Origin of the sequence: Paeniglutamicibacter sp. NPDC091659 (genome assembly GCF_044756805.1) — a bacterium.
Taxonomy (GTDB): Bacteria; Actinomycetota; Actinomycetes; order Actinomycetales; family Micrococcaceae; genus Paeniglutamicibacter.
On sequence record NZ_JBIVTO010000004.1, the window covers coordinates 180219 to 205274 of the forward strand.

The 25056-nt window shown below is 65.7% G+C and carries 18 protein-coding genes and 4 tRNA genes; 7 read left to right on the plus strand and 15 right to left on the minus strand.

The window, feature by feature from the left end:
* Window positions 1-7 precede the first annotated feature (7 nt).
* Both ACIQLF_RS09865 and ACIQLF_RS09870 read left to right on the plus strand, forming a co-directional pair.
* On the plus strand, window positions 8-1045 hold the full coding sequence (locus ACIQLF_RS09865) for a DUF917 family protein (protein ID WP_400297465.1): 1038 nt from the start codon (window positions 8-10) through the stop codon (window positions 1043-1045).
* Window positions 1042-2553, plus strand: coding sequence for a PucR family transcriptional regulator (locus ACIQLF_RS09870; protein WP_400297468.1), 1512 nt, complete (start codon window positions 1042-1044; stop codon window positions 2551-2553). The genes ACIQLF_RS09865 and ACIQLF_RS09870 overlap by 4 nt, the downstream gene beginning before the upstream one ends.
* A gap of 136 nt (window positions 2554-2689) precedes the next feature.
* On the opposite strand, the gene ACIQLF_RS09875 is transcribed toward ACIQLF_RS09870, so the two are convergent.
* The gene (locus tag ACIQLF_RS09875) at window positions 2690-6031 is read right to left on the minus strand and encodes an efflux RND transporter permease subunit (protein ID WP_400297471.1); all 3342 of its coding nucleotides are present in this window, start codon (window positions 6029-6031) and stop codon (window positions 2690-2692) included.
* Between the two features lie 445 nt (window positions 6032-6476).
* Between ACIQLF_RS09875 and ACIQLF_RS09880 the strand changes: the two genes are divergently transcribed.
* Complete coding sequence (locus ACIQLF_RS09880) at window positions 6477-6683, plus strand: hypothetical protein (protein WP_400297474.1); 207 nt, start codon at window positions 6477-6479, stop codon at window positions 6681-6683.
* Window positions 6684-6739: 56 nt separating this feature from the next.
* Here ACIQLF_RS09880 and ACIQLF_RS09885 read toward each other — a convergent pair whose 3' ends face one another.
* The 10 genes from ACIQLF_RS09885 to ACIQLF_RS09930 form a co-directional block, all read right to left on the minus strand.
* Window positions 6740-7285: a PRC-barrel domain-containing protein gene (locus ACIQLF_RS09885; RefSeq protein ID WP_400297477.1), complete on the minus strand. Its 546-nt coding sequence runs from the start codon at window positions 7283-7285 to the stop codon at window positions 6740-6742.
* A gap of 219 nt (window positions 7286-7504) precedes the next feature.
* Window positions 7505-7855, minus strand: a complete 351-nt coding sequence (locus tag ACIQLF_RS09890; RefSeq protein WP_400297479.1) for a PRC-barrel domain-containing protein — start codon at window positions 7853-7855, stop codon at window positions 7505-7507.
* Window positions 7856-8059: 204 nt separating this feature from the next.
* Complete coding sequence (locus ACIQLF_RS09895) at window positions 8060-9619, minus strand: multicopper oxidase domain-containing protein (RefSeq protein ID WP_400297482.1); 1560 nt, start codon at window positions 9617-9619, stop codon at window positions 8060-8062.
* 4 nt (window positions 9620-9623) lie between these two features.
* Entirely contained in the window at window positions 9624-11069 is a 1446-nt protein-coding gene (locus ACIQLF_RS09900) for a multicopper oxidase domain-containing protein (RefSeq protein WP_400297485.1), read from the minus strand.
* Window positions 11062-11667 (minus strand): hypothetical protein, encoded by a 606-nt coding sequence (locus ACIQLF_RS09905; protein WP_400297487.1) that lies wholly within the window; start codon window positions 11665-11667, stop codon window positions 11062-11064. Before ACIQLF_RS09905 ends, ACIQLF_RS09900 begins: the two co-directional genes overlap by 8 nt.
* A 376-nt stretch (window positions 11668-12043) precedes the next feature.
* Window positions 12044-13525 carry a malate:quinone oxidoreductase gene (locus ACIQLF_RS09910; protein ID WP_400297490.1) on the minus strand — a complete coding sequence of 494 codons (1482 nt, stop codon included), beginning with the start codon at window positions 13523-13525 and terminating at the stop codon, window positions 12044-12046.
* Window positions 13526-13614: 89 nt separating this feature from the next.
* Window positions 13615-15462 (minus strand): ABC transporter substrate-binding protein, encoded by a 1848-nt coding sequence (locus ACIQLF_RS09915; protein ID WP_400297492.1) that lies wholly within the window; start codon window positions 15460-15462, stop codon window positions 13615-13617.
* 134 nt (window positions 15463-15596) lie between these two features.
* Window positions 15597-15678, minus strand: a tRNA-Leu gene (locus ACIQLF_RS09920).
* Between the two features lie 88 nt (window positions 15679-15766).
* Window positions 15767-16264 (minus strand): thioredoxin-dependent thiol peroxidase, encoded by a 498-nt coding sequence (gene bcp / locus ACIQLF_RS09925; protein WP_400297495.1) that lies wholly within the window; start codon window positions 16262-16264, stop codon window positions 15767-15769.
* 568 nt (window positions 16265-16832) lie between these two features.
* Window positions 16833-16905: transfer RNA gene (locus ACIQLF_RS09930), tRNA-Lys, on the minus strand.
* Window positions 16906-17732: 827 nt separating this feature from the next.
* Here ACIQLF_RS09930 and ACIQLF_RS09935 point away from each other — a divergent pair.
* Both ACIQLF_RS09935 and ACIQLF_RS09940 read left to right on the plus strand, forming a co-directional pair.
* Window positions 17733-18134: a hypothetical protein gene (locus ACIQLF_RS09935; protein WP_400297498.1), complete on the plus strand. Its 402-nt coding sequence runs from the start codon at window positions 17733-17735 to the stop codon at window positions 18132-18134.
* Window positions 18135-18450: 316 nt separating this feature from the next.
* Window positions 18451-19593 (plus strand): serine hydrolase domain-containing protein, encoded by a 1143-nt coding sequence (locus tag ACIQLF_RS09940; protein WP_400297500.1) that lies wholly within the window; start codon window positions 18451-18453, stop codon window positions 19591-19593.
* Window positions 19594-19714: 121 nt separating this feature from the next.
* On the opposite strand, the gene ACIQLF_RS09945 is transcribed toward ACIQLF_RS09940, so the two are convergent.
* A tRNA-Lys gene (locus tag ACIQLF_RS09945) sits at window positions 19715-19787 on the minus strand.
* Window positions 19788-20049: 262 nt separating this feature from the next.
* Window positions 20050-20122: transfer RNA gene (locus ACIQLF_RS09950), tRNA-Lys, on the minus strand.
* A 233-nt stretch (window positions 20123-20355) separates the two neighbouring features.
* Between ACIQLF_RS09950 and ACIQLF_RS09955 the strand changes: the two genes are divergently transcribed.
* Window positions 20356-21309, plus strand: a complete 954-nt coding sequence (locus ACIQLF_RS09955; protein ID WP_400297503.1) for a 2-hydroxyacid dehydrogenase — start codon at window positions 20356-20358, stop codon at window positions 21307-21309.
* Between the two features lie 49 nt (window positions 21310-21358).
* Here ACIQLF_RS09955 and ACIQLF_RS09960 read toward each other — a convergent pair whose 3' ends face one another.
* On the minus strand, window positions 21359-22585 hold the full coding sequence (locus ACIQLF_RS09960) for an MFS transporter (RefSeq protein ID WP_400297506.1): 1227 nt from the start codon (window positions 22583-22585) through the stop codon (window positions 21359-21361).
* A 40-nt stretch (window positions 22586-22625) separates the two neighbouring features.
* Complete coding sequence (locus ACIQLF_RS09965) at window positions 22626-23513, minus strand: dihydrodipicolinate synthase family protein (protein WP_400297509.1); 888 nt, start codon at window positions 23511-23513, stop codon at window positions 22626-22628.
* 118 nt (window positions 23514-23631) lie between these two features.
* Between ACIQLF_RS09965 and ACIQLF_RS09970 the strand changes: the two genes are divergently transcribed.
* Window positions 23632-25056, plus strand: coding sequence for a PLP-dependent aminotransferase family protein (locus ACIQLF_RS09970; RefSeq protein ID WP_400297512.1), 1425 nt, complete (start codon window positions 23632-23634; stop codon window positions 25054-25056).

Sequence of the window (25056 nt, forward strand, 5' to 3'; positions counted from 1 at the left end):
TGGCACCATGACGATCATCCTCGGGCAAGCCCGGATCCCGGCGCTTGCCCGAGGGTTTTCCCTTCTGGGATCCGGGGGCGGCGGGAAAACCACGCTGCAGGAACTCATCTTGGGGGCCTCTGGCGAGTGGCCGCTGAACGTGCACCAAGTGCGCGACGTGGATCCGGCACTCCCGTGCGTTGCGGTTGCCTACGTGGGATCCACCCACTTCCTGCATGAGCGACTCCCTGCCGAGGACCCGTTTGCCCCGCTGCTGACGGCCGCGGCGCGCTGGTCGGGAACACGGCCGGAGGCCGTCTGTGCGTTGGAAGGCGGCGGGGTCAACGGCCTCACAGCCCTGGGCCTGGCCCATGAGATGGTCTTCGTCGACGCGGATTTCACCGGGCGGGCCTACCCCCGGCTTGATCAAATGTCTCTCTATGTGGACAAGGTTCCAGGCCTCTTTGCCGTCTGCGACACCGGTGCCGGCGGGGTCGCGATCGTGAACACCGACAGGGCCGAAGACATGGAAAAGGTCATCCGTGCCGCGGTGATCCAGGCCGGCGGGGTTGCCCCGGTCCTGCTGGGCGGCTTTCACGTCGGGGACCTCCGCGAACATGCCATCAATGGAATCTACCTGCAGGCCCTGGAACTGGGCGAAGCATTCATCGCCGCGGAGCAGGAGCCGGTGCCCGTACTTGCCGAAAGGCTGGGCGCCCGGCTCTTGGGCCAAGGCAGGGTCACAGCGATCGAAATTTCCGCGCAGACGATGCACAATTCGACCATCGAGGTCACCTGCAACGACGGGGAGATTTCCCGGGTGATAGCCCGCTCCGAGTTCCTGGCCTACATGAGCGATGGCGAAGTCCTGGCCGCAACCCCGGAAATCATCGTGGTGCTCGATTCGATATCCCGGGCCATCCTCCAGGTCGACGAGGTGATGCAGGGCAGGCACATAGCGGTCGTTTCGCTTCCGGCGCCAGCGTGGTGGCTGGAACGCAGAGAACGGCTGATCCATGTTTTGCCCGCCGTCTTTGGACTGGACCAACTTGAACGGAGCACATGAACCGGACACTGACGCTCAGCGACCTGCTGGCCCATCCACAGAACGGCGGCCTGCGCATCATCACCGGAGAACCGGGCATTTCGCTGCCGGAGGCGTTCGTTGAATCCGCGGAGGACAGGCTGCCGTGGAACAACTTGGGGGACTTGGCGGTGCTCACCATCGCTCCTCCGAGCGATGCCTGGCAACAAGACGCACTGATCCGCCGTGTACGCGACAGGGGCTTTGGCGCACTTGCCCTGCTGGATGCCGATCGCTTCGGCGTAGGCACCCGGGTGCTTGCCGGACGCCTGGGCCTTGCGCTGTTGCATGTGGATCGGCCCATGGAATTGGCCCAGGCTTGGTGGCAGTTGCGCGAGGGGCGCGATTCGTTGATGCTTTCCTATGTGCGGAAGGCTGCCCGGTCCTTTGAATACCGGGCGGAGGGGGTGTCCGACATGATCGGGCACCTCGCTGCGAACCTGGGCCACGGGATCGCCTTGGTGTCACGGGAAGGCGTGCTCGCTCAGTCCGGCGGGATCCTTTCGGCCGGACTGCTCTCGGAGATCGATTTTGCGCCGTGGCTGGACACCGCGCGAAGCGCCCACGGATGCGTGGCCTCGGTGCGCGTGGACAGCGCCGGCCGCAGCGGGCTGCGCCTTGCGGTCTTTGGGCAGGGGTTCGGGGAGGTGCAACTGGGGGCGCTGGCGATGGCCGCCGAGGTGATGATGCCCGCAGTCGCGGCCCGCATCCTCATTGACGAGGTCGCAGAGGTCAACGACGCCTCGGTGTCCGCCGGCCTGCTGGGCGATTTCCTGGAGAAACGGTCTGCCCCGGATCTCGACCTGGAACGTCGCATGCTCGACCGCGGCTGGGGGATCGGCGGATACCACCTGGGATTCAGGATGGTCGGCAGGACACGCATCGATGCATTGCAGCTGTTGCGCGAACTGAAACGATACCTGTCAGGCCTATCCGCTGACTGGCAAGCAGTGACCCTTGGCGAAGGCATTGCGGGCTGGCTGAACTTCCCGGCGCCGCTCAGGCAAAACGACCTGGAGGCCCAAGTCGCGGCCCTGAAGGCCATGCATGTGGAAGTGCGCCGATCCTTCAACATTGCCACGGGTATCGGGACCCCGGACAGCGGGCCGACGGGTCTCGCCGAGACCATCAACGGAGCCTCGGAGGCCGCACGGATCGCCACGCAGCGCTCGGCGACCGGATGGTTTGTGCGCATGGATGCATTGGGCATCGAACAATTGCTGCTTTCGTGGACCGAAAACGACACATTCGTCCCTGCTGCACGATCCCTGCTGGCACCGCTTCGGGAGAGCAACGCCGAGCTGGTCCCGACGCTGGGATCCTACCTGGACCACGAGTCGAGCATCAGCGCCACCGCTGCCGCGTTGGGCCTCCACCGAAACACCGTGGCAGCCCGCGTTTCCAGGATCCAGGAACTGCTGGGGCTGGACCTCTCGGATGCAGAGACGCGTTTGGCCCTGCGACTTGCCTGCCGCGCCGTGGCTGGCTAGGGGCCCGACCCGCCGTTCCGGTACTTGAAGACGCCCAGGTGGGTTCGCATCCCGAATAGGCAAGGCGCGCCACAACCCATGGGTTGTGGCGACCCTTGCCGACTATCCGTACAGAAACACAACGTTGAATCCGGCGTTAGGCCAGGCGCCCGTGCTGCCCCTCTTCGACTTCCTTGCGTTCCCTGCGGGTCAGCGGGATCGAACCCGTTGCCGGGTTGATCAGCGTGCCCGGGGGGTAGGCCCCGGTGGCGCTGACCGGCGGCGGAACCGCGCCCATGCAGTTGGTGTCGGCCTTGGTGCCGGAGGACCCGTAGACGGGTACCTTGCCGGCCTCGTCCATCGCCTTGATCAGGTCGCTGGTCGAGGTGGCGGGACCGCCGGGCTTGCGGCGCCTGTCGTCACGGCGCTTGGCGCCGCGTTCCTTGGCGCCCTCCACCAGGTGGTAGAGCACCGGAACCAGGACCAGGGTCAGCGCGGTGGAGGAGACCAGGCCGCCGATGACCACCACGGCCAGCGGCTGGGAGATGAACCCTCCGCCGCCGGTCAGGCCCATGGCCATCGGGATCAGCGCGAAGATGGTGGCCGCGGCCGTCATCAGGATCGGGCGCAGGCGCTGGCGGGCGCCGTGGTGGATGGCGTCCTGCAGGTTCATCGCCGGCCGGTCACCGCTCGCGTGCCGGTACTGGTTGATGAGGTCGATCAGCACGATCGCGTTGGTGACGACGATGCCCACCAGCATCAGCATGCCGATCAGCGACGGCAGGCCCAGCGGCACGCCGGTGAGCAGCAGCAGGCCGATCGCGCCGGTGGCGGCGAACGGGATGGAGACCAGCAGGATCAGCGGCTGCGCCAGCGACTTGAACGTTGCCACCATGACCACGTAGACGATCGCGATGGCCGCAAGCAGCGCCAGGTAAAGCTGGGAGAAGGACTCCGCCTGCTGGGTGGCGGCGCCGCCGAGCTCCGCGGTGGCGCCGGCCGGCAGGGCCAGCGCATCGAGCCGCTTGGCGACCTCGGCGGAGACCGCACCCAGGTCGTTCTCGCCCGGGGTGATGGACACGGTGGCGATGCGGTCGCCGTTGGAGGAAGTGATGGTGGCGGGGGAGTCGGTGCGTTCGACCGTTGCCACGTCGCCCAGCTTGACCGCGCCGCCGGGGGTCGGCAGCAACAGGTCCTTCAGCTGGGCCAGCGACGTCAGGTCGGTGCCCTCGCCGATGGACACCGGGTAGTCGGTGTAGCCCACGCGCACGGTGCCGGCGGGGATCGGGGAGATCGTGCCGGCGGCGAGCGCGCCGATCTGCGCTTCGGAGAGCCCGGCCTTGGCTGCCTTGACCCGGTCCACCGTGATGGAGACCTGCGGGCGCGCCTCGGAGAGGTTGTCGCTGACATCCGTGGCGCCGGGGATCCCGGCCATCGCCTTGGCGGTGGCCGTGGTGGCCTCTGCCAGCAGCTTCGGGGTGGGGGCGCCGACCTGGACGGTGACGGCGCTGGTGCCGCCCATGCCGCCCTCGGAGCCGGAGAGCGAGATCGTCGAGTCCTTGGCCAGCGGTTCGACCGCGGCGCGGGCGGCGCCCATGATGGTTTCCTGGTCGGCCTTGGCGTCGGTCATCACGGTGAAGCTCGCGGTGTCCGATCCGCCGGCCATGAAGGAGGCGAACCCGCCGGACGGCGTGCCGACGGTCATCTGCACGTCCTGCACGCCGGGGACCTTGCGCAGCGCCTTTTCCACGGGCTTGGCGGCCTTCAGCGTGGTCTCCAGCGAGGAGCCGGCGGGCATGGCCTGGGTGACGGAGAAGGTGTTCTGCCCGGTGCCGCCGAGCAGGTTGGTGGGCACCAGAGGGACCATCAGCACGGTGCCGGCCAGGATCGCGACCGAGGCCAGCAGCGTGATGACCGGGCGGCGCTGGGTGCCGCGCAGCACCGGGGCGTAGCCGCGCTGCAGCCAGGAGTTCCGCTCCTTGGCCTCGGCCTTGGCGCGGGCGGCCGCAAGGTCCGCGGCGCCGGGCTGGGTGTGCCCCAGGAACCAGTAGGCAAGCACCGGCACGATCGTCAGCGAGACCAGCAGCGATGCCAGCAGCGCGATCGTCACGGTGAGCGCGAACGGGCGGAAGAGCTCCCCGGCCATGCCGCCGACCAGCGCCACGGGCAGGAACACCGCCACGGTGGTCAGCGTCGCGGCGGTCACCGCGGTGGCGACCTCGCGCACCGCGGTGGTGATCGCGGTCTTCTTGTCCTCGCCGTAGGCCAGGTGCCGCTTGATGTTCTCGATGACGACGATCGAGTCGTCGACCACGCGGCCGATCGAGATGGTCAGGGCGCCCAGGGTCAGCATGTTCAGCGAGTAGCCGCCCATGCGCAGGCCGATGAACGTGACCAGCAGGGACAGCGGGATGGAGATCGCGGTGACAAGCGTGGAGCGCACCGAGAACAGGAAGATGAGGATGACGACGACGGCGAAGCCCAGGCCCAGCAGGCCCTCGACCGTGAGGTCGTGGATGGACTGCTCGATGAACGGCGCCTGGTCGAACACCGTGGTGAACTTCGCGCCGTCGCCCAGCTGGGCGGCCAGCCCCGGGACCATGGCGGTGACGGCGTGGGAGATGCCCACGGTGTCCCCGTCGGGCTTCTTGGTCACCGAGACCGCGAGGGTCTCCACTCCGTTGGTGCGGGTGATGGAGGTGGCTGCATCGTCCTGCATCTCGATCGCGGCCAGCTCGGAGAGCTTGAGCACCCCGGAGGAGCCCTTGACCGGTAGGGACTTCACGGCGCCCAGCGAGTCGACGAGCGATCCGCTGGTGACGGGCAGGTCCAGGCCGCCGGTTTCCAGACGGCCCACCGGCATCAGCCCGGAGCCGTCCTCGATGGCCTTCTTGAGGTCGTTGACGCCCAGCTTCTCGGAGGCGAGCTTCTTGGCATCCGGCAGCACGGCGATGTGCTGGGCGGTGCCGCCGGAGACGTCGGCTGTGCGCACGCCGTCGATCTTGGAAAGCTTGGGCAGCACCAGGCGCTCGACGTCCGAACGCAGCGTGTTCAGGTCCTTGCCGCCGGAGACCGCCATGTAGACGATCGGGAAGTCGGAGATGGACCCGGCGAAGGCGGAGGGTTCCACGTCGGCCGGCAGCGTGGCCTTGGCGTTGGAGATGGCCTTGTCCACCTGGGCGCGGGCGCGGTCCAGGTCGGTGCCGTAGACGAAGGACAACGAGACGGTGGTGAAACCGGTCTGCGAGGTCGACGAGGAGGACTCGAGCCCCTCGACGGCCTGCAGCGCGCCCTCCAGCGGCTGGGCGACCTGCTTGTCGATGACCTCCGGGGAGGCGCCGGGCTGGGATGCGACGACCGAGATCCGCGGGAATTCCAGCGAGGGAATGAGTTCCTGCTTGAGTTGCCCCATCGTGATCACGCCGAAGACCGCGACGAACACGGTGATCAACGCGATCAGGGCGCGGTTGCCCAGTGAGAGTACGGCCAGCCGATGCATCTGCCATCCTTGAGAATTGTGGTGTGTGGTTTTGCGCTTCTACCACTCTAGCCACCCGGGAGCACGCAGGCATGAACCGAAAGGACGACCTTGGCCACAGCGTGGCGTGTGACAAGGGACTCCGGCGTCGACGTTCCGTGGACGCTGCGCGGATGTGTGACGGATCTTGTGCGGATGCCGGGAGGAAGCGCGGCGGGCCTCGCCCAGCGGTGCACGGTCCACGGCGCCCGATGCGGGCGCGGGGAACGATGGAATCTTCCAGGGGGAGTGAGGATCCATGGGACTTTTGGCGGTTGGAACGCCGCCCCGGAGGCGGTAGCTTGGCGGTAGCGCGGCAGTTGGGGGATCGGTTCCCGGGCAGGGAACCGATCGCGCACAGGCCGGACGGCGCGGGAATCGCCCCGGGCGACTCCGGGGCCGGCCCTGCATGAGTGGGAGAAGAAAAATGACCGCGAACATCCCGGGGCCCAGGCCGGGACCCGGAGAAGCAGGCATCGGACCGCGTGGCGGCCTTGACCCGTTGCTGGAGGCGGAACTGGTTGTCGACGATGGAGCGGCGAACCTGGGGCTCGGCGTGTTGCCGCGACAGCACGAAGCGGGCCCGGCCCCGAACGAAGACGACGAAGCCGGGCAAGGTTCAGACGCCCGGTGACGGACTCGGCGCATGAGAGACACTGCGCGCCGCCCGGGCCGGGCGCCGCGTCGGGATCAGCGTTCCGGCGGTGCCGCGTGCCTGCCGTGCGTGGCCCCGGGAGCCTTCGGGGGCGTCGTTTCGCTGGCCGTCACCACGTACTTGCGCAGCAGCGGGCGCCCCTCGTCGTCGTCCACGGCGATGACCCGCTCATCCGTCTCGAAGCCCGAGGGGCGGGTCGCGCGTGCCGGAGCGGCGGCCGGATCCGCGGCGTGGGCCCCGTGGGACCGGCCGGCAGGCTCCGGCGGTTCCGGTCCGTAGTATTCGAAGAGCCTGTCCTCGTCCGCGATGCCCAGCTCGGCCAGGGGATCGATGTTCGGCGCGTGCCGCACGACGTCCTTGTCGAAGGCGACGTGGAGGATGCCCCGGGAGATCGTGGCACCGCTGAGCGGGACGATGCTTTCGGCCGTTCCGAAAAAGCCGGTGTGGATCGTGGCGAATCCGGGTTCCCCGGTGCGGGCGTCCAGCAGCAGGTGGCCCAGCGTGCCGATCTTTTCACCGGTCGGGCCAACGACGGTGGTTGCGGTTTCAAGCAGTTTGTGGAGTTCCTCGCGGCGAAGCATGGCTGTGTCCTTACCTGATGTTTCTCCCGGCGCGGCCGGACGGGCCGTCCGGTGGGGCCTGTGAACCGGGCGGATCGGGCATGGCCGAAATATCGCAGCCATCCTTGCCGGGCATCCATGGCAAGCAAAGCACCATGCGCGTTCCCGTTCAAGGGGGAGGGGGGCATCCGCCAAGTCGTTTGCGACGCCGGCCGCGGGGCGACGTCGCCTGCCTGCTCCCTACTCCTGTGTCCCGGCGCCCGCGGTGCCGGCAATGCCCCGCGCGTAGTAAAGGTCAAGCAGGTGCTTGTCCTCGTCGGTCAGCGTGGCGGCGGAGTCCAGGTGCGGGGCGTGCCTGATCTTGTCCTTGCCGAACGCCACATGCAGGCGTCCGTGGGCGATCTCGGCGCCCTCGAGCGAAACGAAGCACTCCTCGGCGCCGAAGAGCCCCAGATGGACGGTGACGAAGTCGGCGTCCCCGGTGCCGACATCCATGAAGATGTTGCCCAGCGTGCCGATCTTTTCCCCCCGGGGGCCGAAGACGCCGCTCTTGGCCTGTTTCAGGGCGTTCACGTAGCCGTGTCCAAGCATTGCCGTGTCCTTGCCGGATGGTCCTCCCCGGCACGCCGCCGGAACCGCATGGTGCGGTTCCGCGGACGCTGCACATGGCCGTCGGCAACGACTGCGCCATGAACTCTTTCGGGCATCCACGCCAAGCAAACCACCCCGCCTGTTCCCTTTCAAGGCGGGGTGGCGGGTGCACCGGAGTTCCCCGGGGCAATCCCCTCCGGCGTTTCAGCCGGCGATGAGCTTCAGCTCCCGTGTGGCCAGGGTCTTGCCGGTGATCCAGTCGTTCCATTTGATCCGCAGCGTGTAGTCTCCGGCCTCCGGCGGGTGCAGGAGCACGTCGTACCGTTCCGCCGCCCCCATCGCCACAATGTGGGTGAAAAGGTGTGCCGCCGGGTCCGGGTGCATGCTCGTCGGGATCGCCGGTGCTCCCTTGACCGCGGTGTGCCGGTAGGGGCGGCCGTCGTGGGCGATGAGTTCGGCGATGCGTGCGGGGTTGCCGTCCTTGTCATGGAACGTGATCACGTTGGGCAGGTAATTGCCGTCCAGCAGCCTCATGAGGCTCGGGGCTTGCTCCTCGCCTGGTTCATTGCTGGGTACCCTGATGGGTAGCTCGGTTGGCGCCCACACCGCGCCTTCGCGTTCCTCGCGCGAGTTCAGCAGGCCGCCGGTGATGTAGAAGTGATTGGGTTCAAAGCGGTTGAGCCCCACGTCCTCGCCGGACAGGCCCGCCGCATGCCCGAGGTCGTGCCAGCGCGGATCGACCGAATACATCATGATCAGGGACTCGGTCTCGATGTCGTACTCGGGTCCGTCGCCGAAGGCCCTGCGGTTTTTGGGTGAGGAAACCTCATAGCCAGGCAGTTCGATCGGGTCGACGATCAGCGGGCCCAGCAACCCCATCTGCGCATGCAGCACCGTGTTGACGTGGCAGTGGTAGAAGTAGGTGCCCGCAGCGCCGTAGTTGGGGTCGTGCACCCGCCCGGGTTCGGGCTGCCACTGGTAGGTGTAGTGGTCATCGATCTCGAACGAGGTGTGCCCCACCCCGTCGTTGCGCGGATCCGGTTCCATGCCGTGCCAGTGGATGGTGTGCGGACCCATGCTGGGTTCGACCCGGGAATGGAAGATTTCCCCTTCCTTGGGCCGCAGCGTGGGCCCGGGGAAGCCGCGTCCGGAGTCCGGGGAGTGGAAAACCCACGTCTCGAACTCCGCCCCGTCGGGGAAGATCAGCCTTTTGTTCGCAACGTCCAGGTCGACCGAGAGTTGAGGGGTCTGCCTGAACTGGGTTTCCGGGGTGTCCTGCTGCATTTGGTGCGAGGCGAAGTCGGCCTGGGAGTCGTATTCCCGGGGCTCGCCGTCGTCATCATCGTCGGATGATGGCGGGGCGACCGTCGGACGTGGCGGCGGGGAGGTCGGCGCCGTGGACTGGGTTGGACTTGTCGTCGGCGCCGGACCTGTCGGGCTCGGTGCTGCCGTGGCGGTTGGCGACGGTGTCTTCGTCGGAGTAGGAGACGGCGACGGTGGTTTTGTCGCAGATGGCGACGGAGTCGGCTTAGGCGTCGGACTTGGTTTCGGCGTTGGCTTGGGTGCGGGCTTGGGCGTCGGTTTCGGGGCCTTCTTCTTGGCGACCTTCTTCTTTGTCGTCGTGCCCGGCTCCTTGGCGGCCTTCACCTTTGCCTTTGTCTTGGCTTTCGACTTCCGCTTTTTCTTGGACTTCTTCTTTTCCGCGTCGCGGATGCCGCCGATCGCCGCTGCACTACCGGGCAATCCCCAGAATGTTGTGCTCATGGTCCTAGCCTCCGCTCGCCGGTGATTTGAGTTCCCAGTGGGCGACAAGCCCGCCGGGGTACAGGCCGCCGGCCGCGGTTTGCGACATCTCGGCGTGGCAGTGCATGGGGTACTTCCAGTCCTCGGTCCGGTTGTTCCAGACCTGGTCGGTGGCGTCGGGCGGTCGTTTCAACGGAATGATGCAGTCCTTGCGGTCCATGGGTTGGAGTTCGACGACATCCTCCCATTGCTGGAGCACCACGTGCCCCTCGTCATCCACGAGTCCATTCTCGCGAGTCCATTCGACGTTGTTTCGCCGCACCGTCCAGAGGTGGTTGCCGTGGAAATGAATCTGGTGGAAGGCGATCCCGGGATTCACCAACCGGACCGCCTGCCCGCCCCGGAGGGTGCCCAGCTCCGCGTCCTCGCCGAAATCGCGGACGTCGACTTGCCGCGGGTAGCCGGACACCAGTGACTCCTCATGCGCCGCCCGGTTGATCGCAGCGTTCGGCGAGTGGCCGAGGGCCTCGAAGCCGCTGCGGTCGTTGAGCAGGAAATAGCGGGGCACCGCGGGGTCCGCCTCCGGATCGACGGTTCCGCCGGCCGCCTCGATATCTGCCCACGTGGTGTCGACCGCATGGGTGACCCACAGCCACTGCCGTTCGAAGGCCATCTGATTCGGCGCCACCCGCCAGGCGTCCTCGGGATCCAGCACCACGAGGGTTCCGAAGAGTCCGATGGCGCGCTGCACGGGGGAATTCGTCGGATCGTAGTAGATGTAGGTGCCTGCGCCGGGTGCGGCGAAATCCAGATACGCTACCCCGCCCGGAGGAATCGGTTCCGTGGTCTCATCGCTGTGACCTGGCCCGGCCTGGGCAACGGTGAGCTGGTGTGTTCCGGAAAGCCCGTTGAATACGCGAAGCCGCACCGTCGATCCGGTTTCGGCAATGATGGTGCGTTGCGGGAAATAGCTGGCCCAGTGGTTGCGCCTGATCATGAACTGGCCGGAGTTCGCGTGGTCCGGCCCGGCCGGCGTCGGCGTCCCGTTGGGGGGAAGCGCCGCGCCCAATGGATAGGTCCGTGATGCGACCACTTGCCCGTTTCTTGTAAAGACCTTCGGCCCGATGCGCAGCGACGGCTTGAGATCCCGAAGCACGGTGGGCCGGTCGCCGAACCCGCGCTGGTAGACAAGGGAATCGTCAACCATCTTGGCGTAGCCCTCGTTGATGTAGAGGTCCAACACCCCGTTCAACGGGGCTGCTGCCGCAGGCGCCCGTCCGCGGGCCCTGGCGGGAGCGACAGCCACGGCGGGGCGGGAGACTGCGGCCATGGCCGCGAGAACCCCGATCCCCGCGGCCGCACCGAATTTCAGTGCGCTGGCCCGGTCGAGCGTGCCTTCATTGGCGCCGGGAGCGGTGGTGGAATCGCCGGGGTGGGTGCCGTCCGCTGGAGGCAGGTTTTCCTTAGACATGATCGGCCTCCAGGAATCCGGGGCGCCAAGCCACGGCGGGCAGCGGCATATCGATGGGCACGCCGCCCGGGCTTGCGATGTCGTCAAAGAGTGCGGTGAATGCCGTGGCGTCGGAGGGAACCAGGAAGCTGATGTTGGCCCGGAGCTCGGCTCCCGGGGCCAGCAGCCCCGGCGGCTGGTCGTTCCACCGGTTGACAACCAGCCACGGTTGACTGTTTCCCCGCAGGCGAAGTTGCCCGGGTGAAAACATCTGGTCTTCGTCGCTTTCGTTGAAGACATCGAGTTGGACGAGAACGTGGTCCCCGTAGGTCATGTTCACCGGCTGAAGCGACCTGCCGCCGGACATCTGGTGGCCGCCGTGGCCACTGCTCGTGGCAGTGTCCGCCGAGAGCCTGGACTGGCGTTCCGCCCGGGAAATCCGGGCCCGGCCGAAGCCGGTTTTCACGGTGGTTGTTCCGGGAGGGCCTGCGGCGGCGAATGCCACGGCCAACGCCGTGATCCCGCCCGACCCGAGAACCAGCGAGGTTCCGAGTGTGATGCCAAGTGAGCGCCGCGACAACAATTGCGGTTCCCCGATGTCTTCTTGGCCAGCAGCCACCCCGTGGATGCGATGGTGAGCGGTGTTGTTTTTTCCCCAAGCCGCGAGCATGCTTTTGCCCCCCCTAGATACCGAGCGTTTCCCTGTGGCGGCAAGATCTGGGGGTTCCCTTCCCCCGATTCCCTTGATCCGGCCTCCGTGGTGTGGCTCAGTATGCCGTGGGGCCAAACACAGTGTAAAGGCGCGGCGGTGCATCTAAACCCTAGTCACAAGGTTTCTACAAGGTTTCGCGGGATTCCGGGCATGCAGGGGCGGTGCCGGAAACAGCAAAAGTCCGGTCCACCGTCCCCGCCCACTCCAGGTGGGGAAGAACATGTGAACCGGACTCTTGCCGGTGATGTGCGTTCGGTGGCCGGGATTCGACCAGCCGTGCAGGCTAGGCCAGCTTCAGGACCTTGTCGGTCTCGGCGCGAACCTCGGCGTAAAGCGACGGGTTCTCGTTGAGCTTCACGCCGTATGACGGAATGATTTCCTTGAGCTTGGATTCCCAGCCGGAGAACTGCTTCGGGAAGCAGCGGCCCAGCAGGCCGATCATGATCGGGGTTGCCGTCGAGGCTCCCGGGGAGGCGCCGAGCAGGCCGGAGATGGTGCCGTCCGAAGAGGTGATGACCTCGGTGCCGAACTGCAGTGCACCGCCCTTCTTGGCGTCCTTCTTGATGACCTGGACACGCTGGCCGGCGGTGATCAGTTCCCACTTGTCGCCGGTGGCCTCCGGGAAGTACTCGCGCAGTGCATCGTCCTTCTTCGCACGCGATTTGAGCACCTCCTTGATCAGGTAGGCGGTCAACGACATGTTGTCCTTGCCCACGGCCAGCATCGGGATGATGTTGTGCGGGCGGATCGACAGCGGAAGGTCCCACAACGAGGAGGTCTTCAGGAAGTTCGTGGAGAAGCCGGCGTACGGGCCGAACATCAGCGAGCGCTTGCCGTCGACAAAGCGGGTGTCCAGGTGCGGAACGCTCATCGGAGGGGCGCCGACCGAAGCCTGGCCGTAGACCTTGGCGTGGTGCTGGTCGATGACGGTTTCATCGGTGCAGCGCAGGAACTGGCCGGAGACGGGGAAGCCGCCGAAGCCCTTGATCTCCTCGATGCCTGCCTTCTGCAGCAGGCCCAGGGCGCCGCCGCCGGCGCCGACGAAGACGAACTTGGCGTTGACGGTGCGCTTCGCCTTGGTGGCGTTGTTCTTGACCGTCAGGGTCCAGCCGGTGCCGTCGCGCTTGATGCCCTTGACCTTGTGGCCGAAGTTGACGTCGACGCCGGTGGCCGCGAGGTTCTCGGTCATCTGGCGGGTCAGCGAACCGAAATCGACGTCGGTGCCGGATTCGACGCGGGACGCCGCAACGCGCTGCGAGCCGTCGCGGCCCCTGGCAACCAGCGGGGTCCAGGACTCGATGGTGTCCAGGTCCTCGGTGTGCTCGATCTCGTTGAACAGCGCGTGGGGCTTGAGCGCCTCGTAACGGGTCTTGAGGTAGTCCGCGTGCTCGTCTCCGATGACAAAGCTCATGTGCGGCAGCGGGTTGATGAAGCTCGTGGCGTCGCCGACCTGCTTGTTCTGCACCAGGTGGGAGTAGAACTGGCGCGTGACCTGGAACTGCTCGTTGATGCCGATGGCCTTGGCCGGATCAACCGATCCGTCGGCAGCTGCGGCGGTGTAGTTCAGCTCGCACAGGGCCGAGTGGCCGGTGCCGGCGTTGTTCCAGGGCGATGAAGACTCAAGGCCTGCCTGATCCAGGTTTTCGAAAAGTCCAATGCTCCACCCCGGCTCCAACTGCTTGAGCAGGGTTCCGAGCGTTGCGCTCATGACACCGGCGCCGATTAGAACGACGTCAAATGATTGACTGGTGGCTTCAGAAGGCACAGGCTATCTCCGTTGAAAGTTCTTCTAGACTCCAGCCAAGAATAGCGCGGTGGCTCCGACTCCAAGAAATTGGGGTCTTGACTACTTCGTCACTTGTTGTTCAGTTTCACGTCGGAGAAAACTTCGTCAAGCACCGGCGACGAAGGATAGTTCCGCACCGTGTCGTTGAACGCCAGCCCGGAAATCGGGAAAACCAGCGGCAACGCGGGCAGGTCGACGGCCAGGGTGCGTGAAATGTCCTGGTAGGCGTTGACGCGTTCCTCCCCGACGGGAATCGACCGGGCCAGCAGGATCTGCGCCTGCAGGATCGGCGAGTTGTACCCGAACTGCTTCCTCGTGTCCGAGAAGATCCCCCCGAGGAAATCATCGGGGTCGCGGTAGCCGCCATTGAATCCCAAGAGGTGCAACCCGGGGGTGGTGCCCGATCGCACGCGGCTGACGTAGCCGTCCGTCCAGTCCACCGGGATCGGTTCGACGGCGATGCCCGCGGTCGCGAGCTGGCGGGAGATTTCCGCATAGATGAGTTCGGGCAGCGGCAGGTAGGCCCGGGAGATGTTCAGCGGGTACAGGAACGGGACGGGCGAACCGTCGTAGCCGGCCTCCGTCAACAGCGCCTTGGCACGTTGCAGGTCGGGGCCGAAGTAGGTGTCGGAGGGCTTGACGCCCAGGGAAGCGGGCAGGAAGCCGCGCGCTTCCTTGGTTCCGGAAATGTAGTACGCATCGATGATCTTCTGCCGGTCGATGCTGTGCGCGACCGCCTGGCGGAATTCGGGCTTGGCGAGCCACTTGTTCTGCTGGTTCATGCCCAGGTAGGCCACGGAGAACGGGTCCCGCTGGACGATCAGTTTGCCCTCGCGGACAAGTTCGCGCAGGCCCGTGACGGTGACCATGTCAAAGCCGTCGATGTCGCCGCGACGCAACTCGCCCAGGCGCTTGGCCGGGGTGCTGGTTTCGCGGAAGGAAACAAGTGTCGGGGCCTCGGGGTTGCCGGCAAAGGCCGCGGCGTCCCAGTAGCCCTCGAAGCGGGAAACTTCGACGGTGTTGCCTTCCCACGAGGCAAAGGCGTAGGGGCCCGTGCCCACCGGGTGGCTGGACAGCGCCGAGACGTGCCCGGAGTCGGTTGCCGCCGCGGCAAGTGCCTTGGGGGAGGCGATCGCCAACCCCGGCAGGGTCAGGGCCTCGATCAACCCGGTGATGGGACGGCGCAGCGTCAGTACGACGGTGTGGGTGCCGGCGGTCTTGATGGAACCGAAGTAGCTGCCGCTGGCCCCGGTGCTGGCCCCGATGAACGGGTTGGACTTCAGCTGTTCGCGCAGGGTTTCAAGGCGCTGCACCTCGGCCAGGTGTTCGGCCTCCAGCTGCGGATCCACGGTTTCCTGGCCGTCGGGCCCCTTGACAGGTTTCGGCGCCGGGATGGAATCGGGCAACTTGGGCAGCGAATCGGTGTATCTGAAGACCTGGTTGAAACCCTGGTCGGAGTCGGCCTTGGCATCCTTCGGCAGCGCCGCCCAGCGTTGGAAGTTGATGGCCACGGCCTCGGCGTTGAAGTCGGTGCCGTCATGGAACTTCACGTCCCGGCGCAGGATGAAGGTGTGTTGCAGGCGGTCTGGGCTGGAGATCCAGTCGGTCGCAAGCAGCGGGATCGGTGCGCCGGTTTCCCGGTCGACCCCGATGAGGCCTTCGAAGATTTGCCTGGTGATGCGGAAGGTTTCGTTGTCCCCGGAGACCGCCGGATCCAGCGTCGCGGGGTTGGCGGCAGTGCCCAGGCGGAATTTCTGCACGGCGGGGGCGGGGGTGCCGGTGGGGGAGGCGGTCGGGTCTGGGGTCCTGTTGGGCACGCAGCCGGTCAGCGCCAGGGCGGCGACGCCGAGTCCGCCGGCAAGGAATGCGCGGCGCGAGGCGGCTGCCGAAACTGGGGATGGCGGCGGCGTGGGCACCAAGGACTCCTTCAAGTGGTTTGGGCACCGATATCGTTTCGGGCCCCTGCACGGTACTAACGAACAAGGCCCCCGGAAATATCCGGGGGCCTTGTCTGGGTGCCTGAGGGGATGGAATGCCCTTCGGCGATTTGTGCGAGCGGGGGGACTTGAACCCCCACGTCCGAAGACACTGGAACCTAAATCCAGCGCGTCTGCCAATTTCGCCACGCTCGCAAGGCCGCAACCACTCTCGTGGTTCAGCATGAATCAGTGTAGCGGATTCCGGCGGCCGATTTTTCCACTTTTGGGCTGTGGGCGAAACTTACTTCGGATCGAGTCCCAGATCACGACGGAGTTTTGCAACGTGTCCCGTGGCGCGCACGTTGTACTGCGCAACCTCGACGATTCCGTTCTCGTCGATGGCGAAGGTCGAGCGGATCAGGCCCTCGTAGACGCGGCCGTAGTTCTTCTTTTCGCCCCAGGCGCCGTAGGCCGCAGCGACGGCGTGGTCCTCGTCGGAAAGCAGCGGGAAGCCGAGTTCTTCCTTGGCCGCGAACTTGGCAAGCTTCGCCGGTGCGTCGGGCGAGATGCCGACGACCTGGTAGCCGGCGCCCTGGAGGGATTCAAGCGAATCGCGGAAGTCGCAGGCCTGCTTGGTGCACCCGGGTGTGGAGGCGGCAGGGTAGAAGTACACGATGGTCTTCTTGCCGTGCAGCGATGCCAGGGCAAGCTCATCGCCGTTGGCGTCGGGCAGGGTGAAGTCCGGTGCGGCGTCGCCGGCCGCCAGGCGGATGGCTTCGGTGGTTGCGTTCTCGCTCATGGGGTTGGATGCTCCCTGTGTTGCTGTTCGGCGCACGAAGGTCGTACCCCGATAAGTGGTTGGTCTTACCCGAAAGCCTATCCAATGCACGGGCCATTAGTTGCTTTGATGCACAATGGTCTGTCCGCCGCGTGTGCCGGGCTGCTCTTCCGCGTCACCCGCCGTCAAGGGGAGGGACCGTCGGATTGCAATATTGGCGCCAGGCCGGATCTTTTCCTGAGCCATATTCATCAGCCCCTTTGCGGATTGCGGGGCAGGGGAATTGGCTTACCTCTGTCAACTATCCAGGTTAGTCCCGTGGCCGCGTCCGGAACCTGAGTATTTGCCCCGAGTGATTGGTGGGGATCGTCGGGCAATTAGGAGACGCTGCATGCGAGGCCTGTTGGGGGACAGCGCCTGCATTGAGACCGGGAACGACAGCCCCACGGCTTTGGAGGGGCAGTGCTTGGCTCGAAGTCCGGTCGGCCGGGGATATGGATCACGACTCCCGAAGTAGGTGGCCGGTCTGCGGGATTCGGGGGAAAACGAAAGGCTCGATCTGTCGAAACAGATCGAGCCTTTCTCACTGTGCACCCCCCGGGACTTGAACCCGGAACCTACTGATTAAGAGTCAGTTGCTCTGCCAATTGAGCTAGAGGTGCGTTATGCCGTTTCGGTCAGCGTTCCGTGCGGAACCCGTCCTTGCGACGCAAATAATCATAACCAGAAAGTGGTCCGGAAATAAAATCGGGGGTGCGGGCTTGTCGTTGCCGCAAACCTCCCCGGAAATTCAAGGTTTTTCCTGCGCCGTCGGGAGGTTCGCGCGAGATTCCGGGGCGTTTCCCGCAAAATTCGCCTTGTGACGGTGGGCACAATTGGTTCCGAAGGTGAGGCTTGTGCGTCGTTCGTTGCGTAGGCCGACGGGTCAGGGACCAAGGGCGGAGCCTTCAGTTGGTTCAGCGTCTCGCGCGGAATGGCACTGCGGCCGCTTCGCGGGTGCACCCGCGCTGGATCATGGGCTGCGGCCTCAGGCTTGGTGGCCACGCTTATCTCAACCAATACCTACGGTTGGGTTCATCGGTCACGTGTCCGGTCCCAAGTCGGCGGTGCAACAACCGACCGAGTGGGATCTCGAGACGATTTTTGGCATTCGGCGAAGGTGGAGCGATCGTAGCTGTCGCTTGACTGCATCGCATCTTGTCCGCTTTGTAAGCCTGCTTTGAGTCATGGTCGAGGCTGGACGCGAGCGGTTCACGTGTCTTCAAGGCCGGGTACCCAGTGGCGGCCGACGAACAGTGTCTGAGCGGTCCCTGGGTTGACTGGCGGGAAATCGTCGATCCAGCCGTGTCAAAGTGCAGGGGGACAGGGTCGTGGCGATGGGCCCGCTGCTCCAAGCAGGGCGTGGTGAATCGGGTCGGCAAATCACCGTTCTTCAAGGACTCGGCCCGTTGGTGAAAATGCACTCTGTTCTCGACATGCCCAAGGATCATTGATCTACTGGAAGGGCATGACGAAGCAGGTGTTATGGAAGATCAGAGGGCGCGGGATGAAGAAACGACCGTTCACCACTATCCACGGTTTCACGGCAACCGCCACGGCTTTGTCGCACACTGCATTCAACCGGAAACCACAGCCAATTCCGAAAATCCCAGCGGGGATTGTTCCAAGTCGGGAACTCGAAGTGGCGCGTCAAATCACGATGATCATCGCTAAAATGCGCAGGATCGAGAAGCTTGGTCAACCGGCGGCGGTGAAAGTTTCCATGGCGGCACCGGGGCGGCGTGCCCATGTATCCGTGGGGATCCCTGGATCGAAAACTCAGGTCGCTGCATCGGCAGGGAATCAATGGGGGACGTTCCATTTTCGCCTTACGTCATGCCGTCCTCACTGAGCCATTGCGGCGGCCGCGGTCCCGGAGGGGCAGAAGCGCTTGAAGGGATGATCCTCTCGGGGGCTCTTGACGGGAATGCCGAAGGAAAGCCGCTCTCCGGCTCGAACCTTTTCAACTCGGGGACCTAAAAGAAGTAGGTGTACTCATGAAGGATTCAGCGTTTTTCAGGGGGAAACTGGCAGTTGGCGCGGTTCTCACCCTGATTTTGACCGGGTGCGCGTCAGGTGCTGTGCCGCCACCAGATCCAATCAGTGTGGAACCGGGAAGCCCAACACCAAGTCCAACACCAGGCCCGGACGCGACTGCCGGGCAGTGCGTGGAGGACCCGACCGCGGTGGTGAAGGCTGCGCCGGGTGCCTTGGGCGCCCTGCCGGAATCCGTGGTTGCGGCTCTCGACTCGGGTGCCAAGGCTGCCTTTGAGAATGCTGCGGCACCGGGGGCGATCGTTGGCGTGCGCACGCCGCAAGGCATCTGGACGGCGGCCTACGGACTGGCGGACCCTAAGACCAACGCGCCAATGACCACTGACATGCATACCCGCATCGGCTCCGTCACCAAGACGTTCACCGGCACTTTGCTGCTCCAATTGGCGGAAGAGGGCAAGCTCGGCCTCGATGATCCGATCGGCAAGTACCATCCCGGCATTCCCAACGGTGACCGGATCACCCTGCGCATGCTGGCCAACATGACCAGCGGCGTGTCCAGCTTCTACACCGAGGAATTCTTGAAGCGCTACTTCGGCGATCCCGAGGACAAGTTCACCACGGATGAGCTCATAGCGTACGGCGTTTCGGCCTCGCCGCTGTTTGCTCCGGGGGAGAAGTTCAACTATTCCAACACCAACACCATCCTGCTGGGAACGGTGATCGAAAAGGTGGCCGGGCAGCCATTCCAGGAGGTTCTTAGGCAGCGAATCCTGGAGCCGCTGGGCATGGCGAACACCAGTTGGCCCGGAGACTCGGACGCGATTCCGAACCCCCATCCGCGCGGGTACACGCTTCAGGGCCTGGAACCGCTGAAGGAGCCAATCGACGCCACGAACTGGACACCGACTTTCGCCGGTGCCGCCGGCGCCTTGATCTCCACGGTTGAGGACCTATTGACGTATGACCGGGCGCTGGGTACCGGTCAGGGACTGCTCTCGCAGGAGACCCAAATCGAGCGGCTCCAGTCGTTCCCGGCTCCGGCGGGCTACGGCCTCGCCTTGGGCTGCATCGGCGGCTGGGTGGGGCACACGGGGGAGCTGCCCGGTTTCAACACGGCCTTGTACTACGACACCACCGCCGACACCTCGGTGGTGGTCATGGTCAACAGCGACATTTCTTCGGGCGGATGCTCAGAGTCACCCACATTGAGCGACAATCCAGGCGAGTTGCCGTGCGCGGCCCCGGCAACTCGCATTTTTGTGGGGGTATCCAAGGCGTTGGGACATGAATTTACGCCCGTGCCTTCACAATGAGGGAGCCCTGGCAGTTGTAAAGCGTCGATGCCCGTTCCGGAACACGCCCCGTGGGATCGGGCCGGGCTTCGGGAAAAGCAAAAGGTCCGACTCGCAATTGCGAATCGGACCTTCTTTGCTGTGCACCCCCCGGGACTTGAACCCGGAACCTACTGATTAAGAGTCAGTTGCTCTGCCAATTGAGCTAGAGGTGCGTCCGTTGTTTTGCCGGAGTTCGTAACTCCTGCGCTCTGCAACGACATGAAACTGTACCAGAGTTTTTGGCTTGTGCACGACATTTCCGACTTGCGCCGAATATTGTTCGAGTTTGGGCAGTGAGCCCTGGGTGTGGGTGAGCCGATCGGGTGGACGCGACCGCGGGTTTGTCCCGTGTGGTTGCGGTGCCGCGTTGGGGCCGTTGCATCCGGGAAAAGCAGAAGACCCGACTCGCAGTTGCGAATCGGGTCTTCTTTGCTGTGCACCCCCCGGGACTTGAACCCGGAACCTACTGATTAAGAGTCAGTTGCTCTGCCAATTGAGCTAGAGGTGCGTCTGTTGCTTTGCCGGAGTTCGTAACTCCTGCGCTCTGCAACGACATGAAACAATACCAGCTTGTCGGGGGAATGCAAATCGAAATGGCCCTTTGCGATCGAGGTCACAAAAACGGCTCTGAAGTGGGGTGTTGCGGGGGTGAAGGCACGACTTTTGCTCCTGAACGGATTGTTTCGTTGCTGAACCATGCCCCTTTGGGGCGCGTGCCCTGATCGATTTAGGCTCAAGGGCATGAAGCAGAGCACCGTTGTAACTTTTCCCAGTGAAGAACTCCTTGCGGCCGTCGGACCTTTGCCCGAAGGGCTTGAAGCGGGCATTTGGGATCTCGAGAGCGATCCCGTGGGCGTGGCGCTGGAAGCCATCGAGATTGCGGTCTTTCCCTACATGGCCAAGTTCTCGGAGCTTGAAGCGGTGAGAACGGCACCGAACCTCAGGTTGGTGCAGACCCAGACCACGGGTTTCGACGGGATCCGTGAATTGGTCGGGCCGAGCGTGTCCGTTGCGACCGCGCACGGCGTGCATGCCGCGTCCACCGCCGAGCTGGCCGTTGGCCTGTCCATCGCCTCGCTGCGCGGAATCGGTGAATCGGTGCGTGACCAGGCGAACGCCCACTGGAACCCGCGACGCTGGCCCGGACTGGCCGACCGCAAGGTGGCAATCGTGGGTGTCGGCGGCATCGGCGAGGAAATCCGCAAGCGGCTGGTGCCCTTTGAGGTTGAGCTCAGCCGCTTCGGCACGCGTGCCCGCACCGACGAACACGGCGAGATCCATGCCATTGACGACCTGCACTCGCATGCGTCGTCGATCGAGGTCCTGATCCTCATCGTTCCGCACAACGCATCGACCCACCACCTGGTGGATGCCCGGCTGCTGGCCGCGTTGCCCGACGATGCGGTCGTCGTCAACGTGGCCCGCGGCCCTGTGGTCGACACCGACGCGCTGGTGGCGGAACTGGCGACCGGGCGCCTGCGTTGCGCCTCCGACGTCTTCGACCCCGAGCCGCTTCCGGAAGACCACCCGATCTGGGGTCTGCCGAACGCGCTGGTCGTTCCGCACAACGGCGGAAACACGGAGGCGTTCCTGCCGCGCATGACGAAGCTGCTTAAGCGACAGGTCGTGGCATGGGCCGAAGGCAGGGCTTCGGAAAACCTCGTTTACAGTGCCGAGGCCGCCGAACGACCCTAGCCGGATTCCCGGCCTGTGCGGCGCCGGGCGTCGTTTGCCTTGCAGGTGTTCACGGCACCGGGTTTCGGTCGCTGCGCCGGTCCACAAATGAACATGCCGCGACGAAGGCCGTCAGGACCATGGCCGCATGCAGGGGGAGCAGCACCGAGCCGGCAATGACCGCTCCTGCGAGGGCCGTCCCGGCGGACCCGGCGGTGATTTTCAGTGCGCCGACCCAGACAAAGACCTGGCCTCGTGAGTTTTGCGGCGCAAACTCGCTGCGCGCCGCAAGGGTCGCGGCAAAGAAATAGGCGTTGACGATGCCGGCTAGGGCATAGACGGCGATCGCCAAGCCGAAAACCTTGGTGAGGGCCACGCACAGCAACGCGCCGGCAACCGTGAAGGCAAGCCGTGTCATGAGTTTGTCGGCGTCCCCTCGTGGCGGGCGGATCATCACGCCGATCGATCCGGCCAGATTGCCCAGGCCGTACGCGGCGGTGAGGATTGCTGCTGCGACGGCACCGACCCTGAAATGACCCGTCGAAGCCACCGCGGTGATCGGAAGCACGGCCACCGACAGGGCCACCGCCATGGTCATGTACAGGGTTCGGCGCAGCGGTCCGGTTCCCAGGATCAGCAACAACGTTTGCCCGGGCCTGGGTACCTCGGCCGGATTGGCGGCCCGGGTTCCGCGCGGCAGTTGCCGTACCAGGACGGCGGCAAGCATGGTTCCCACGGCAAGGATGAGGGCCGCGACGGTCGCCCCGGACCAGGCCGAGACGGCCGCGACGATCCCCGGGCCGATCGTCCCGCCCATCCCGTAGGTCGCAACGTCCCAGCCCTGGGCCCGGCGCTGGCTCTCCCGACTGTCTCCGGCAATCTCGGGGAGCCGGGAACTGATGCCGCCTGTCAGGAGCGGGCCAAACAGCCCGGAAGCCATCAGGAGCAGCGCCGGCACCAGTGGCCAAGTGACGGGATAGAGCAGCACCGCCGCGGCGAGCGTTCCGCCGTGCGCGACGCAGGCAAAGGCAATGACGTTGCGTGCATCGGCGGCGGTGTCCAGCCGGCGGGCGGCGAACGGCCCCAGCAGGTGCGGTGCCGTGATGCTGGCGCCAAGGAGCCCGGCAAGCCAGCCGGGGCCGCCGCTGGTGGTGACCAGCAGGACGACGGCGACCACGGCGCCGCCGTCCGCCGTCCGCGCCAAGGTCGCGGCGGCCACGTACCTTGCCAGTCCGCCGATGCGCTCGGATCGAGCCGCGGGCGGGACCATGGCGGTTTCTTGGTTGGGTGTTTTCACGGTGTGATCCATCGAGGTGCGCCGGCGTCGGGCAGCGGGCTCAGCCGTCCAGGCCGCTGAGCTCCAGGGAGGCCCGGACCTCCGAACGGGCTTCCTCGTCAAGGCCCTGCAGCGGGCGCGGGAGACCATGGGCACCGGTGATCCCCAGTTCCTCCGCGATGGCCGCAACCACGCGAAGACTTCCGTGGGTCTTGAACAGCGCCCAGATGGGATCGGACTTCCGGGAGGTTTCCCGTGCGGTGCCTGCGTTGCCCGCCATGGCGGCGTCGGCGAGTTCCAGTGCGTAGCGCGGGAAGACTCCTGCAATGACCGAATGCCACACGCCGTAGCCCGCCAGCAAGGCCTCGGCCGCCTCCCAATCCCCGCTGATGCCAATCGACTGTGCGGGGGAGAAGATGCCGCGAAGCTCGGCGAGGCGCGATGCCGTGGTCCCGGCCGGGGGCGGGGGAACCTTGATGCCGCCGATCCGGGGGAGCCGGGCGATTCGTTCCAGCAGTTCGTCGGTGAAGGAAAACCCCGTGGTGCCCGGGGTGTCGTAGACCAACACCGGCACGGAGGAGGCCGAGGCGACGTCGCGGTACAGGCCGTAGACCTCGTTGTCGGTGAGTCGGTGGTAGGAGACGGGGGCAAGCAGCAGGGCGGAGGCGCCAGCTTCCTGCGCGTCTTCGGCGTTGGCGATCACGTCGCGGGTGCGCACCGCGCCGATCCCGCACATGACCGATGCTTCACCGGCTGACGCGACGGCGGCTTCCAGCGCTTCGTGTCGCTCGTTCCGGGACAGGTAGGGATAGACGCCCGTGGACCCCAGGACGCCGATTGATTTCACGCCGGCGTCGGTGATGCGGCCGACGAGGCCGGCAAGGGCGGCTTGGTCTACGCCGTTGTCCGCCAGCGGCGTCAGCGGGAAGGCGCACAGTCCTTCAAACATGGATGGATCCTCGATCTTCTCTGGTTCCCGCGGTCGGTCGCAGGAACTCCAAGATCTATGCTTGCAAGCAGCATGGACCTAACCTAGATCCAAGATTGTCAATAACGATAGGACCAACGTGTCGACGGCTGAACTTCCCATCACCCTGGACTTCGGCAGCAACTCGCCGCTGACGATCCAGCTGGCGGCACACCTGCGCACGGCCATCCTTGACGGAACGCTGCGGGCGGAGGACTCCCTGCTGTCCTCGCGCACTCTGGCCGCCGAGCTTGGGGTCTCTCGGGGTGTGGTTGTCAGGGCCTTCGAGCAACTCTCGGGGGAGGGGTACCTCGAAAGCCACGGAGCGGGAGGGACTCGTGTGGCCGTTCGTCCCGACATCCGGGGACACGTCCCGGCGGCCACCGCGGCAAGACCGCCGGAAGCGGGAAGGCCAATGCTGGACCTGAGCCCGGGGCGCCCCTCGGGTACTCCGTTCCTCGACAACGAATGGCGCTCCGCCTGGCGCAAGGCGGTGGCCGAACCCATGAGTCCACGGCTCCCGCCGGCACTGGGTGTCGACATCCTGCGCGCGGCCATCCAAGGGCACCTTGGAACCTCGCGGGGGCTCAACGTCGGTGCCGAGGACGTGATCGTTTCGGCGGGCACCAGCGATGCCCTGCAACTGGTCGTCACCGCACTTCGCCGCCGTTCCCGGATCCCCAGGATCCTCGTCGAGGACCCGGGGTATCCAACGGCCAGGAGGGTGCTGACCGCGGCGGGGGCCGTCGTTGAGACGCTGCCGGTGGGCGTCGACGGACTGCGGGTCGAACAACTCGCAGGCCGGGGGACTCCGCCCGATGCCGTGCTCGTCACCCCGAGCCACCAATACCCCCTGGGCGGGCGCATGCCGATCCAGGAACGCCTGGCCCTGCTGTCCTGGGCCGCTGCAAACAACGTCTTGATCCTCGAAGACGATTACGACAGCGAGTTCCGCCACCGACGGATGCCCCTGCCCACCCTCGCCTCGCTTCCGTCGGAGGCCGACGTGATCCTCGTGGGAACGTTCTCCAAGTCCCTGAGCCCGTGGCTGCGCTGCGGTTACCTCGTCGCACGGGGGAGCTCCGCCCCGCTGCTCAAACAAGCCCGCCGCGACCTCGACTCGCCGGTCCCCGGAATCATGCAGCTGGCGCTTGCCCGCTACATCGACGGCGGAGGACTTGCGCGGCACATCGCCAGGGCCCGCCGGGAATACGCCCACCGCCGGGCCATCATCCTCGAGCGGCTCGGCGAGCGTGACGACGTGGTGGTGTCAGCCCTTGACGGAGGCCTGCATGCGGTACTGGAACTGCCGCCGGGGCTCGACGCCCGCGACCTCGTCGGGCGGGCCCTGGAGCAGGGGGTGCTGGTTCCGGCGCTCGCCGACTACTACGCCGACGGGGCGCGGAAAAATGGGCTGGTGCTCGGATACGGCGCGGTGACGGACCTGGAGCTGGCCCGTGCACTCGGTGTCCTGCTCTCACTCATCGAGGATGTCGGCGCGGGGAAGGCGCCTTCCTCCGAATGA

Coding starts and splice junctions, on each gene's coding strand:
- bcp (WP_400297495.1), bottom strand. CDS start 16,264: ATGAGCGAGAACGCAACCACCGAAGCCATCCGCCTGGCGGCCGGCGAC.
- ACIQLF_RS09865 (WP_400297465.1), top strand. CDS start 8: ATGACGATCATCCTCGGGCAAGCCCGGATCCCGGCGCTTGCCCGAGGG.
- ACIQLF_RS09900 (WP_400297485.1), bottom strand. CDS start 11,069: ATGTCTAAGGAAAACCTGCCTCCAGCGGACGGCACCCACCCCGGCGAT.
- ACIQLF_RS09875 (WP_400297471.1), bottom strand. CDS start 6,031: ATGCATCGGCTGGCCGTACTCTCACTGGGCAACCGCGCCCTGATCGCG.
- ACIQLF_RS09895 (WP_400297482.1), bottom strand. CDS start 9,619: ATGAGCACAACATTCTGGGGATTGCCCGGTAGTGCAGCGGCGATCGGC.
- ACIQLF_RS09880 (WP_400297474.1), top strand. CDS start 6,477: ATGACCGCGAACATCCCGGGGCCCAGGCCGGGACCCGGAGAAGCAGGC.
- ACIQLF_RS09955 (WP_400297503.1), top strand. CDS start 20,356: ATGAAGCAGAGCACCGTTGTAACTTTTCCCAGTGAAGAACTCCTTGCG.
- ACIQLF_RS09885 (WP_400297477.1), bottom strand. CDS start 7,285: ATGCTTCGCCGCGAGGAACTCCACAAACTGCTTGAAACCGCAACCACC.
- ACIQLF_RS09965 (WP_400297509.1), bottom strand. CDS start 23,513: ATGTTTGAAGGACTGTGCGCCTTCCCGCTGACGCCGCTGGCGGACAAC.
- ACIQLF_RS09870 (WP_400297468.1), top strand. CDS start 1,042: ATGAACCGGACACTGACGCTCAGCGACCTGCTGGCCCATCCACAGAAC.
- ACIQLF_RS09890 (WP_400297479.1), bottom strand. CDS start 7,855: ATGCTTGGACACGGCTACGTGAACGCCCTGAAACAGGCCAAGAGCGGC.